The sequence below is a fragment of the Pseudomonas sp. A214 genome (genome assembly GCF_900156295.1).
In the GTDB taxonomy this organism is placed as follows: Bacteria; Pseudomonadota; Gammaproteobacteria; order Pseudomonadales; family Pseudomonadaceae; genus Aquipseudomonas; species Aquipseudomonas rhizophila.
Window position 1 is genome coordinate 259,784 of the sequence record NZ_LT707062.1, and the last position, 11,968, is coordinate 271,751.

Sequence of the window (11,968 nt, forward strand, 5' to 3'; positions counted from 1 at the left end):
TCCTGATGTTCTGGCTTATGGCCCTGGGGCTGTTCGCGGTGGCGACAGTCATCGGCCGTCGCTTCGGGCTGATCCCGATTGTCAGCCAATTGCTGTTGGCGACGCTTGGCCTGCCGTTGCTGATGTACTTCTGGATCGAACCAGGCTGGCAGCTCAGCGGCGCGCAACTGGTGGCGCCGGTGTGGCTGAGCAGTCTCTACAGCCTCGCCTTCGCCCTGTTGCTGGGGCACATCCTCAGCGACGTGATCGACCTGCGGCTGGACCGCCAGAGCGTGAAAGTCGCCCTGCCCAGCTTCGGCGTTCCATTCGCCTGCGGTTTGGCGACCGCGCTCTGGCTGCTACCGCCCCAGCCCTGGATCAGTTCCCTGGCGGTGGGGCTGCTGTTTGCGATCACCGCCATCCCGGTGCTGTACCTGTACCTGCGTCACATCGACTACCCGCCCGCCGCCACACGGCGCCTGGTGCAAACCGCGATTCTGATCGACTTGATCTGCTGGAGCCTGTTCGCCCTGGCCCAAGGCAGCCTGCACCTGGCCAGCCTGTTGCTGCCGTTGGCCGGTGCCTGTGTGCCGCTGCTGTTGCGACTGCTTGGCCTGCGCCAGCCGCTGCTGCACAGCGGGATCTTTTTCGCCTTGCTGGTGGTGGCCGAACACTACCGGCTCAACGCGCTGATTGTCGGCATCGGCTATCTGCTGTGCATGGCCGCGCTCAAGGTGCCGCTGGTGTTACCGCTCAACACGAACTGGATGCAAGGTTTGCAGACCTACCTGGCGATCCCGCTGATCCTCACCTTCGGCATCGTGCAGATCAACGTCCACAGCGCCCTGAGTCGCCTCGACTGGCTCCAGATCGGCGCATTGCTGCTGTTACCCATCGCCAGCAAACTGCTGGGCAACTGGCTGGGATTGGGCTGGGCCGGGGCCTCGTTCCCTGGCGCCAGTCGCTGGCGCGAAAGTGTCTTGCTGAACATTCGCGGCTTGAGTGAAATCGTGTTCCTCAACCTGCTGTTACAACAACAGCTCATCAGCCCGGCGGTGTACTTTGCGCTGATGCTGATGGGCCTGATCGCGACATTGCTGCCGGCCCTGGCCGGCTTCCACCGTATTCCCTCGATTGCCGTCCCGGCCAGGAGCTCCAGTGCCAACAGTTGAAATGGAACGTCGACAGGTCGTCGTCATCGGCGCAGGTCCCTCTGGCGCTATCGCCGCCGCGCTGCTCAAGCGCAAGGGCCACGATGTGCTAGTCATCGAGCGCCAGCATTTCCCACGGTTTTCCATCGGCGAAAGCCTGTTGTCCCATTGCCTGGACTTCGTCGAAGAGGCCGGCATGCTCGACGCGGTGAATGCCGCCGGGTTTCAGCGCAAGAATGGCGCGGCGTTCGCCTGGGGCGAGCGCTACAGCGCCTTCGATTTCGGCGATACCTTCAGCAAAGGCAAGCCCACCACCTTCCAGGTGCAGCGCGCCGACTTCGACAAGCTGCTGGCCGATCAGGCGGCGTTGCAAGGTGTCGAGATCCGTTATGGACAGGCCATCACCGGCGCCGACTTCTCACTTGCCAAACCACAACTGGGCGTCCAACGCGAAGACGGCAACGCGTACCTCGTAGAGGCCGATTTCGTCCTCGACGCCAGCGGCTATGGCCGGGTCTTGCCACGCCTGCTGGACCTTGAGGCGCCCTCGAACTTTCCGCTGCGCCAGGCGGTGTTCACCCACATCGAAGATTGCATCGATGCCCCAACCTTCGACCGCGAAAAAATCCTTATCACCACTCACCCGACCCAACGCGATGTGTGGTTCTGGACCATCCCGTTCAGCGACGGGCGCTGTTCAGTCGGCGTGGTCGCGGCGGCGGAACATTTCGCCGGTCGCACTGACGATCTTGACGCTTGCCTGCGCGGCTTCATCGACGAAACACCAAGCCTGGCCGGTGTACTCAGCAACGCGATATGGGACACCCCGGCGCGAACCATTGGCGGCTATTCGGCCAATGTCAAAACACTGCATGGTCCCGGGTTCGCCCTGCTGGGCAACGCCGCGGAATTCCTCGACCCGGTGTTCTCTTCCGGCGTGACCATCGCCATGCGCTCGGCCAGCATGGCCGCTGGGGTGCTGCATCGGCAGTTGCAAGGAGAAAGCGTGGACTGGCAAAGCGAATTCGCCGAGCCACTCAAACGTGGCGTCGACACCTTCCGCTGCTACGTCGAGGGCTGGTACGCCGGCACCTTCCAGGACGTGATTTTCTACACCGACGGCTCGCCAGACATTCGCCGCATGATCAGCGCGATCCTCGCCGGTTATGCCTGGGATGAGCGCAATCCGTTCGTCAGCGAACCCAAGCGGCGCCTGCGCATGCTGTCGGAAATCTGTGCGAGCCCGGCACCATGAGAAAGCAGCCATGAGCTACCTGAGCGACAACTACGTCGAAGAGACTCGCTTCGGCTTCTGGTTCCTGCGCAGCCACACCTGGCAGCACCATGTCTTGCGGGTGGCGATCAATGACCTGCGCAACCTTTTCAGCGGCCCGTTGCCGGTGGCTCCGGTGCTGCTCGATGCCGGTTGCGGCCAGGGCAAGTCGTTCCAATACTTGCACCAGGTGTTCGCGCCACAACGCCTGATCGGCGTCGACGCCGACCCTCACAGCCTGGACCTGAGTCTTGCGGAAGCCGCACGCCAAGGCATCGCCGTGGAACTGGTCGGCAGCGATTGCGCGACGTTGATGGTGCCTGATGACAGCGTCGACCTGCTGTTCTGCCATCAAACCTTTCATCACCTGGTGGAGCAGGAAAAAGCCCTCGCCGAGTTCTATCGCGTGCTCAAGCCCGGCGGCTATCTGATGTTCGCGGAGTCCACGGCGGCCTATATCGATACCTGGGTGATCCGCTGGCTGTTCCGTCATCCCATGCACGTGCAAAAAAGTGCCGCGCAGTACCTGGAGATGATCCGCGATCAGGGTTTCCAGTTCGAAGCCGCCAACGTCTCGTATCCCTATCTGTGGTGGAGCCGCGCCAGGGATTTCGGCCTTCTCGAACGCTTCGGCCTGCGCCGCCCGCGGCCCTTTGGCGAGCGGGAGGAAACCCTGATCAATGTAGTGGCCCGTAAACCCGTTGAAGGGACTGTCGAATGATTCGTGCGCTGCTTTTGGGCTGCTTGCTGTTGCTCGGGGCCTGCGCCAGTCAGGCGCCGTTGCCGGAACGCACACCAACCCTGGCACTGCCGCTGCAGTTGCATATCGAGCGGCAAATGGCCGGACAGCGCCAGGATTGGCTGCTGGTGATCCAGCGCGAAGGCGCCGGTATCCGCTGGTCGATGCTGGACCCACTGGGCATTCCCCTGGCCCGCCAACGCCTGGTGGACGGCCAGTGGCAAGCCGACGGACTGCTGCCACCCAATGCCGAAGCCCGTGAGCTTTTCGCCGCGCTGTTGTTTGCCCTGACGCCTGAAACCGAGCTGCCGGACAACTACCCCACCGCCCGGCAAGAGGTTCGGCAACGAACCCTGGGCCAACGCTGGCAAGTGCGCTACAAGCAACCGCTGGATTTTGAACTGGGCCTGCACGAAGGCCCGCACTACCGCATCATGCCGTTGACCGAGAGTACCCCATGACCGCTTATTTGAATGCCCTGGGGGTAATTTGCGCCCTGGGCCGGGGTAAAGATGAAGTGGCGCGCAACCTGTTTGCCGGCGACTGCGGCGGCGTGCGCGTGCAGGATGGCTGGGTGGCCGAACGTAAATTGCCGGTGGCCTCGGTGCCCGGTGAACTCGCTTGCATACCGCAATCTTTGATCGCGCACCGCAGCCGCAACAATCAGTTGCTGCTCGAAGCGGGGCTGCAGATTCGCGATGAGATCGATCAGGCCATCCAGACCTACGGTCGCGCTCGCATCGGTGTCGTGCTGGGCACCAGTACCTCGGGCATCGAAGAAGCCAGTCAGGGCATTGCCCATTACCTGCGTGAGCAGCACTTCCCCGACGGCTACGACTACCAGCAACAGGAGCTGAGCGCACCGGCCAACTTCCTTTGCGACTGGCTGGAGCTGAGCGGCCCGTCCTATGTGATATCCACCGCCTGCACATCCAGCGCCCGGGCCTTAATGAGCGCCCGACGCCTGCTCGACCTGGGCCTGTGCGATGCGGTGCTCTGCGGCGGCGTGGACAGCCTGTGCAAACTGACCCTCAACGGCTTTTCGGCCCTGGAAGCGGTATCGGGGGAGCGCTGTAATCCGTTTTCGGTCAACCGCAGCGGCATCAACATCGGCGAGGCCGCGGTGCTGTTTCTCATGAGCAGGACGCCGGGACATCCGGCACCGATCGCCTTGCTGGGTGACGGCGCCAGCTCCGATGCCCACCATATTTCAGCGCCGGAGCCCAGTGGTCGCGGCGCTCGCCAGGCCATGGAAAAAGCCTTGCGTCGCGCCGGCCTGCAACCCGGCCAGATCGATTACCTGAACCTGCACGGCACCGCCACGCAACACAACGACGCCATGGAAAGCCAGGCAGTGGCCGGGCTGTTTCCAGCGGGCGTGCCCTGTTCGTCGACCAAGCCCATGACCGGCCATACCCTTGGGGCCGCCGGGGCGCTGGAGGCGGCGTTCTGCTGGTTGAGCCTGAGTACGCAAAACACCGCCCAGGCCTTGCCGCCGCATGTCTGGGACGGCCAGGCCGATCCTGCACTGCCGGCATTGAAGTGGGTCACTACCGACACCCGCCTGAACCCGACATCACCGCGCCGCCTGATGAGCAACTCGTTCGCCTTCGGCGGCAACAACGTCAGCCTGATTATCGGAGACGCCCCATGATTGACTGGCCGCTCGCCGAACTGCTGCCCCACGCCGGCGACATGATTCTCATCGACCGCGTCCTGGCGTTCGATGATGAGCAGATCCACACCCTCGCCACCGTCAAGCCCGGCGGGTTGTTCAGCCGCGACGACGGCGGGCTGCCGGCCTGGGTCGGCATTGAATTGATGGCCCAGAGCGTCGCCGCGTTTGCCGGTTGTCATGCACGCCGCCGCGGCGACGCCGTGGAGCTGGGTTTTTTGCTCGGCACCCGCAAGTTCGAATGCAATGTCGAATTTTTCCCGGCCGGGACCGAATTGACCATCCACGGTTTGCGCTCGCTGGAAGACGACAACGGCATGGGCGTGTTCGAATGCCACATCAACGCGCCGGGCATTCATGCCATGGCCCGGTTGAATGTGTTCCGGCCACCTCAGCCAGCCCACTACCTTCATGAACCGTCCGCAACAGGAAATACGCCATGACTGAATCCGTACTGGTCACCGGCTCCAGCCGTGGCATCGGCCGTGCCATCGCCCTGCGCCTGGCCCAGGCCGGGTACGACATCGTGCTGCATTGCCGCAGCGGGCGCGCCGAGGCTGAGGCCGTCCAGGTCGAAATCCAGGCGCTGGGCCGCAATGCCCGGGTGCTGCAATTCGACGTGTCGGACCGCAGCGCGTGCAAAACCATTCTCGATGCTGATGTTGAAACCCACGGTGCCTATTACGGCGTGGTGCTCAACGCCGGCCTGACCCGCGACGGCGCATTCCCGGCCTTGAGCGAGGACGACTGGGATGTAGTGATGCGGACCAACCTGGACGGTTTCTACAACGTCCTGCACCCGGTGATGATGCCGATGATCCGTCGGCGCGCCGCTGGGCGAGTTGTTTGCATCACCTCCGTTTCGGGGCTGATCGGCAATCGCGGCCAGGTCAATTACAGCGCGTCGAAAGCCGGCCTGATCGGCGCGGCAAAGGCGTTGGCAATCGAGTTGGGCAAGCGCAAGATCACTGTCAATTGCGTCGCGCCCGGACTGATCGATACCGCCATGCTCGATGAAAACGTGCCCGTGGAAGAACTGATGAAAATGATCCCCGCCCAGCGCATGGGTACCCCGGAAGAAGTCGCGAGCGCGGTGAATTTCCTGATGTCCGCCGAGGCCGGCTACATCACCCGGCAGGTCCTGGCCGTCAACGGAGGCCTGTGCTGATGAAGCGCGTCGTCGTTACCGGCATGGCCGGCATCACCTCTCTGGGCAGCGACTGGGAAACCATCGCCGCCAACTTCGCCGCCAACCGCAGCGGCATACGACGCATGGATGAATGGGACCGCTTCACCGAGCTGAACACTCGCCTGGCCGGGCCTGTCGATGATTTCCAGGTCCCGACCCACTGGACGCGCAAGCAACTGCGTAGCATGGGTCGTGTATCGCGCCTGGCCGTCGGCGCCGCCGAACAGGCCCTGGCCGATGCGGGGCTGTTGGGCGATGAGTCGATCAAGGACGGTCGCATGGGCGTCTCCTGTGGTTCGTCAACCGGCAGTACCGACGAGATCAAGGCGTTCGGCAACATGCTGCTCAACAGCGTGGCCGAAGGGTTGAACGCCAACTCCTATGTACGGATGATGCCCCACACCACGGCGGCCAATATCAGTATCTTCTTCGGGCTTACCGGACGGCTGATCCCCACCTCCAGCGCCTGCACCAGCGGCAGCCATGGCATCGGCTATGCCTATGAGGCAATCAAGTTCGGTCGCCTGCCGCTGATGCTCGCCGGCGGCGCGGAAGAGCTCTGCCCGACCGAAGCGATGGTCTTCGATGCGCTGTACGCCACCAGCCTGAAAAACGACGCCCCGCAGACCAGCCCACGGCCCTATGACAAGGACCGCGATGGCCTGGTGATCGGTGAAGGCGCCGGCATGCTGGTACTCGAAGAACTGGAACACGCCCTGGCCCGAGGAGCGCGAATCCATGCCGAAATCGTCGGCTTCGGCAGCAACGCCGACGGTCAGCACGCTACCCGTCCCGAACTGAGCACCATGCGCCGGGCCATGGAACTGGCCCTGGAAGACGCTGGCCTGGAACCTGCCGCCATCGGCTACGTCAACGGCCACGGCACCGCCACCGAACAGGGCGACATCGCCGAAACCCTGGCCACCAGCAGCCTGTTTGGCGAACACATGCCCATCAGTTCGCAGAAAAGCTTTCTCGGTCATACCCTCGGCGCCTGCGGTGCGCTGGAATCGTGGTTCAGCATCGAAATGATGAACCGCGATCTCTACGTGCACACCTTCAACCTCGATGAGGTCGATCCCCAGTGCGGCAAGCTCGACTACCTGTGCAATGAGTTCAGGTCCATGAGCAACGAGTACGTGATGAACAACAACTTCGCTTTTGGTGGGGTCAACACCTCGTTGATTTTCCGCCGCTGGCGCTGAGTTGGATTGATATCCCTGTTGCCCGTGATCAAGGAATGAGGGGCTGCGACCGGCATTGATCGGCTTGCACCAGGCAGCCAAACAATCTGTGGGAGCAAAACTTGTCCCCACAGATGCAGTGGCTTCGACCGTTTCGTTCGTACACCGCCTGACACCGCTGCAGGCGGTATCTATCTACCACCCTGCCTTCATTCTTCTCCCATAGGTTGCTCCTTCCGAAAATTTCTCAGGAAGAGAACATGCTGGAAGACAACCCGTTACAGGCCGACAGTGCCATGGCCACAAGTGCTGCGCTGATAAACCGGCTCAATGCCTCGCAGCAGCAGATGATCCACCTGAACGGCGCCGTTCCGCGTGCGTCGAAGGTGACAGCCCAACATATGGAGTACTGGCTGGCGAAAGCCTTTCCCAGCCTGGCGAACACTCTGGTAGCCAAAGACATACTGGTGTGCCGGCGGCAGGACGAGCCGACTTCAAAACGAACGGTGGTGCAGACTGTTCCCCTCGATACGCTTTTCTGGCGCGCGATCGCCGGCGAGATCAACGCGCACGAGTTCTTCCTCGAATTGAACAACATCGACATCGTCACGGGTAAGGACGATGCCACGCAAATGCCGGCAGTCCTCAATAGTCGTGACGCAAAGGAAGAGATCAGGCGGCGGATAAGCGTCACGCCCGCGTCTCATGCACGACTGCTGGAGCGGGCGCTGGAGCATTTTTGGGATAAACCTGCCGAGTTCAGCCAAGGCCGCAGTGTCAGCGACTGGCTGGCCGATGAGTTCGGCACGCAACTCAAGGCACAGGCGGATCTCCACCAGCAGGACGCTGTGTTGAGCCTGCCGATGCACAAAGCGGTGGCGGACTTCGCCCTGTCGGCGCCGGACGGCGCGTCCCGTGCCAAGCTGGCGGAGCGTGTCCGGCCCGGGGTCTACGGTTTGAATCTGACCCCCGAAGGGTGGGGGTTCAGCGTACCGATGCCGGGGGCGGTTGCGCTGACGCAGCATGATAATGCCGATCATCCGGGGGGCGCGGTGCTATGCAGCCCGGGTAGCCCACTGGAGGTTTACGCTGACTTGACGGCGTTGAAGGCCAGCCTGGTGGAAGACCGCACTCAGGATACGGTGAGCACGGCGTCAATGGCGCAGAACTTTCTCGCTCGCCTGGTCACTGACCTGCGAGCGGCGCAGAAAACCGCCGTGAGCGAGGTTCTATCCAGCGGCCCGGCAGAGGGAGAGAGTCTCACCACCTGGATGGCCAGGATAGATGCGGCGGCGGACCTCAGGCACAAGCTGGATCTGTCCGGCGCCATGGACGAGCGCGAGTTACGGCTGAACCGGAAAAAACTGCACGACTGGCTGCACCGCGACCCTAACGTTATCGGCAGCGACCGTCTGGCCTGGTGGAAGGCCGTGCAGGACTTGCAGCAAACCCTGACAGATTCGCCACCACCGCCGGACCCGGTCACCCTGGCAACCCCTGACGCCCTTCATGACCGGACTCGCACCCTGCTTGCCAGGTTCATCAAGGAGAAGTACCCACCGGTCGATCCTGACCAGGTCTCTCTGAGTATCCGCAAGCATCTGCTCGATCCGCACGCCCCGACAGGCGAGTCGCCATTCGGCTCCGGGCTCTCGTCGGGCAAGGTGAAGGGCCTATTTGATGACCGCCGCTCCCTGACGCAGTGGGCAATGTCCAACCTGACGCCGGAGGAACGCACGGCCAGCGACACCACGGTGGAAGGTCCGCTGAGTTTTGCGCAGATTGTAGAAGTCATTGAACGGGCAAACATCGGTGCCCGGCTCTCGCCCGCGTTGCAGCTCGCAGCCCGGGAACAGCAAGCACAGTGGATGTCCCTGAAGGCCAAACAGATGCGTGCGCAGGCGTGGGCCGCCCATATCTCGGGCGACCTTACCCACGACAAGGACAATACCGGGCTGAACCTGGTGCTGGCGGCGCTGGACAGCCCGACGCCGCAGGGGCGCAGCAAGGTCAACGGACACGAGGTGGTGGTCCGTCAGATCCAGTGGGGCGACAGCGTACTCAAGGAGTTGCTGGCCTTTGGGGTGAAGACCCTTGGCAGCCGGCCTTCGTTGACCCTGTACACACCAGAAGCACCGGACGGCAAGCAGTTCAGGGACGTCGATGCCGGAAGCGACCGGGAGCTGGAGGCGGCCCTGGTGCGGGCGCTCACCGCCACGCCGGAAATGACCCGCTGGCTGATTTCGCACCTGCCGCTGCTCAAGCAAGCCGATCAGCTTGCCAGCCTGGTGCCGTCCGCGGAAAACCTGACCCTCAACGAGAAGATCAAGAAAGTGACGCAACCCACGTTCTCCTGGATCAAGCACAGGGTTCAGGACGACTTCGCATTGAAAGTCTATTCGCCCGTGGTTAAAGGCAACCTTTTCAAAGCGCTGCATGAGACGCAGATCACCCAAGCGATCCAGACGGCGGACCTGCTGACCGTGACCAACGCCGAGCGCGACAGCACAGCGGCACAAGATGGGCGCAGGACTGCAGTCATGCTACTGACGGGGGCGATGTCAATGTTCTATGCAGGCCGGCTGGGTGGGGTACTGGGCCGCGCGATTCTGCCCGTGATGACCGGCGGTGCTGCGGTGTCGGCGATAAAGGATGAGGGCGGCAGCTTCAGCCAGTGGACGAGTGATCTTATCAGCGGGCTCGGTGAGGTACTGGCAGAGGGTGGTCAGGACCTGATCATGTCCCGCGCGGCACGGCGCCGGGGTAAGCCTCGCCCGGCGCTCTCAGCCTTGCCCCGCATGCCGGACCCGGAGCTCGAACCGTTTATCCTCAGAGGGTTCGACGGCAAGGGACTGGTGCCCGAGGGGCGCAATCGGTACAGGGACGCCGGTGGGCAGGGTTATCTGAAGCTGGGCAAGGACTACTGCAAAACCGCCATACAAGCAGGCGAACGAATCATCTACGGGCCGAACAACCGTACCGACCAGCGGACGGTAACCTGGGAAAATGGCCGCTGGCAGATCGAAGAACCAAAACGGCTGCTCGGTGGTGGAGTCATACAAAGCCTGTTCGGTCGGACTCCGGAAACCCCGCAACAGAAAACCTATAACGCGTTGGTAGAGGGCGTCCTCGTCGACCATCAGTGGCCGTCTCGGGCAGTGGTGAATACGGCAAAAAAAGTCATCTACTCGATGCCCGAGGAACTGGCAGAGCGTATCGTGCGCGAGAGCATGAATGACATCCACGTACGCGACATAGACACTTATCGCTCACGAATAAACTGGATAAACAAAGGACACCAGGACCTCACGCAACATAAAAAGGCCCACGACAGCCTGCTGTATAAATACAACGTATGGCAGGCCGTCGACTACTGCACCAGAGACATCGACTCCCAGGCAAGAGGGATCCAGCTGACGGCCGCTCAAAAGATAAAAGTATTCGACATGACCCTGCCGCTGAAAAGGGAGCTTTTCGACAGCGAAGGCAACTTCAAGATGATGATGTCCTCCTTGCCCGACAATCTCACCGGCGCGTCATTCATTACCATCATCCCTGAACAGGGGAAAAAGAAAGCCGCCATGACTAAAATCCAGGACGATATTCATGACGTGGTCGAGGCAGCGGAAAAGCGCGTCTGGGTCGATCTGGGCGAACGGTACTCAGGGACGGGACCCGAGGTGGAAGCGGCCAGGGAACAATATAAACAGAACCCTGAAAATTTCCGGGCGTATAAAAGTAACAAACTCAGCGCGTTCAGGGACGAGATGAAAAAAAGACACAAGCCCGGCCTCCTGACCGAAATCCGCAACCATAAGATTCCTTATGTCATCGTCAACAAGGGCAAGTCGCAGCGGAAAACGTTATTGGTCACCGGCGAGGACATCACGAACTTCAGTAAAAACCTCTCGAACTACGACACGTTTGATATCGAGGTCGTGACCCAAGTCCCGACGAAGAAAGTCACCGGCAAACCTGCGGCCGCGACCGCCCCCCTCGCTGTTGCGGAAGGCCCGGTTGTCGCAGACAAATTTTCGACAAGCACCAGCCTGCTGGCCGAGTCACAGATGTCATATGACACTTTTACTGAGGCAGCCAAAACGAAAATAACGGAAATCATGGCTGACATTCGTGCAGGCCGGGTCACCACCAAGCGCATCAACCGGTATTACTGGTACGACATGGCGCAACTGTCACCCGGAAGTGGCAGAGGCGCATGGCGCGCTGCCTTTGAACGCAAGGGCGATACCTGGACCCTTCAAGGGTTTTATGACTATCACGTCAATAGGCCGGCGACGGTTTGGGAGGGTTAAGGAATACGGTAAATAGTTGGGCCGATGCTGAGGCTGTAACGAAGAAGGGCGCCTTATGGCGCCCTTCACAAACAGACTGGCTTGTCATTCATCATGCTGACCTGTTCAGGTGCTGGCATGCAGTTTCAGTCCCAACGCTTTGACAACTTTTCAAAATAGTGCCGAACTCAGGATTTCCTTCCCCCGACAAGGCGCGGTAAAGATTTTCCCGGGACAGCCCGGCATCACGGGCCAATTCCGCGAGCTCGTGCAATGGTTCCCGAGGCTTTGCGATGAATGCAGGATCGTCTCCTGCCTCCTCCATGCATGCGTCCAGGTAGTTAGCCATGTCCTCTTCGGTCTTGAGGTACTCGGCAGAGTCCCAGCGAGTGAGTTGTTCGGTCATGGGTTTTGCTCCTGCCAGGATTTCGCTGCGCCTGGTCTGTTTCTCAGGCGGGTACTGAATTCGTCGCCAAGCCTAGGCAG

Annotated in this window: 9 protein-coding genes and 1 pseudogene; 9 read left to right on the plus strand and 1 reads right to left on the minus strand. The window is 61.5% G+C overall.

Annotated features, from left to right (window positions below):
- The first annotated feature begins 5 nt into the window (after positions 1–5).
- From BW979_RS01100 to BW979_RS01140, 9 genes are all read left to right on the plus strand, one after another.
- Positions 6–1,151 (plus strand): sodium:proton antiporter, encoded by a 1,146-nt coding sequence (locus BW979_RS01100; protein ID WP_419417251.1) that lies wholly within the window; start codon positions 6–8, stop codon positions 1,149–1,151.
- Entirely contained in the window at positions 1,138–2,385 is a 1,248-nt protein-coding gene (locus tag BW979_RS01105) for an NAD(P)/FAD-dependent oxidoreductase (protein ID WP_076382969.1), read from the plus strand. Before BW979_RS01100 ends, BW979_RS01105 begins: the two co-directional genes overlap by 14 nt.
- Before the next feature lie 10 nt (positions 2,386–2,395).
- A complete protein-coding gene (locus BW979_RS01110) occupies positions 2,396–3,124 on the plus strand; it encodes a class I SAM-dependent methyltransferase (RefSeq protein ID WP_076382971.1) in 729 nt (242 codons plus the stop codon).
- Positions 3,121–3,603: a DUF3261 domain-containing protein gene (locus BW979_RS01115; RefSeq protein ID WP_076382973.1), complete on the plus strand. Its 483-nt coding sequence runs from the start codon at positions 3,121–3,123 to the stop codon at positions 3,601–3,603. Before BW979_RS01110 ends, BW979_RS01115 begins: the two co-directional genes overlap by 4 nt.
- Positions 3,600–4,796, plus strand: coding sequence for a beta-ketoacyl-[acyl-carrier-protein] synthase family protein (locus tag BW979_RS01120; RefSeq protein ID WP_076382975.1), 1,197 nt, complete (start codon positions 3,600–3,602; stop codon positions 4,794–4,796). The genes BW979_RS01115 and BW979_RS01120 overlap by 4 nt, the downstream gene beginning before the upstream one ends.
- Entirely contained in the window at positions 4,793–5,260 is a 468-nt protein-coding gene (locus BW979_RS01125; protein WP_047225951.1) for a hotdog family protein, read from the plus strand. The genes BW979_RS01120 and BW979_RS01125 overlap by 4 nt, the downstream gene beginning before the upstream one ends.
- Complete coding sequence (gene fabG, locus BW979_RS01130; RefSeq protein ID WP_076382977.1) at positions 5,257–5,985, plus strand: 3-oxoacyl-ACP reductase FabG; 729 nt, start codon at positions 5,257–5,259, stop codon at positions 5,983–5,985. Before BW979_RS01125 ends, fabG begins: the two co-directional genes overlap by 4 nt.
- Entirely contained in the window at positions 5,985–7,211 is a 1,227-nt protein-coding gene (locus BW979_RS01135) for a beta-ketoacyl-ACP synthase (protein WP_047225953.1), read from the plus strand. Before fabG ends, BW979_RS01135 begins: the two co-directional genes overlap by 1 nt.
- 239 nt (positions 7,212–7,450) lie before the next feature.
- Positions 7,451–11,503 (plus strand): dermonecrotic toxin domain-containing protein, encoded by a 4,053-nt coding sequence (locus BW979_RS01140; protein ID WP_076382979.1) that lies wholly within the window; start codon positions 7,451–7,453, stop codon positions 11,501–11,503.
- A 105-nt stretch (positions 11,504–11,608) separates the two neighbouring features.
- Here the strand turns inward: BW979_RS01140 and BW979_RS01145 are convergent.
- Positions 11,609–11,888: pseudogene (locus BW979_RS01145) on the minus strand (addiction module antidote protein).
- Positions 11,889–11,968: the final 80 nt, after the last annotated feature.

Bases quoted from the DNA above. Each gene is read 5' to 3' on its own strand.
- BW979_RS01100 (WP_419417251.1), top strand. From the start codon at position 6: ATGTTCTGGCTTATGGCCCTGGGGCTGTTCGCGGTGGCGACAGTCATC.
- BW979_RS01110 (WP_076382971.1), top strand. From the start codon at position 2,396: ATGAGCTACCTGAGCGACAACTACGTCGAAGAGACTCGCTTCGGCTTC.
- BW979_RS01115 (WP_076382973.1), top strand. From the start codon at position 3,121: ATGATTCGTGCGCTGCTTTTGGGCTGCTTGCTGTTGCTCGGGGCCTGC.
- BW979_RS01120 (WP_076382975.1), top strand. From the start codon at position 3,600: ATGACCGCTTATTTGAATGCCCTGGGGGTAATTTGCGCCCTGGGCCGG.
- BW979_RS01125 (WP_047225951.1), top strand. From the start codon at position 4,793: ATGATTGACTGGCCGCTCGCCGAACTGCTGCCCCACGCCGGCGACATG.
- fabG (WP_076382977.1), top strand. From the start codon at position 5,257: ATGACTGAATCCGTACTGGTCACCGGCTCCAGCCGTGGCATCGGCCGT.
- BW979_RS01135 (WP_047225953.1), top strand. From the start codon at position 5,985: ATGAAGCGCGTCGTCGTTACCGGCATGGCCGGCATCACCTCTCTGGGC.
- BW979_RS01140 (WP_076382979.1), top strand. From the start codon at position 7,451: ATGCTGGAAGACAACCCGTTACAGGCCGACAGTGCCATGGCCACAAGT.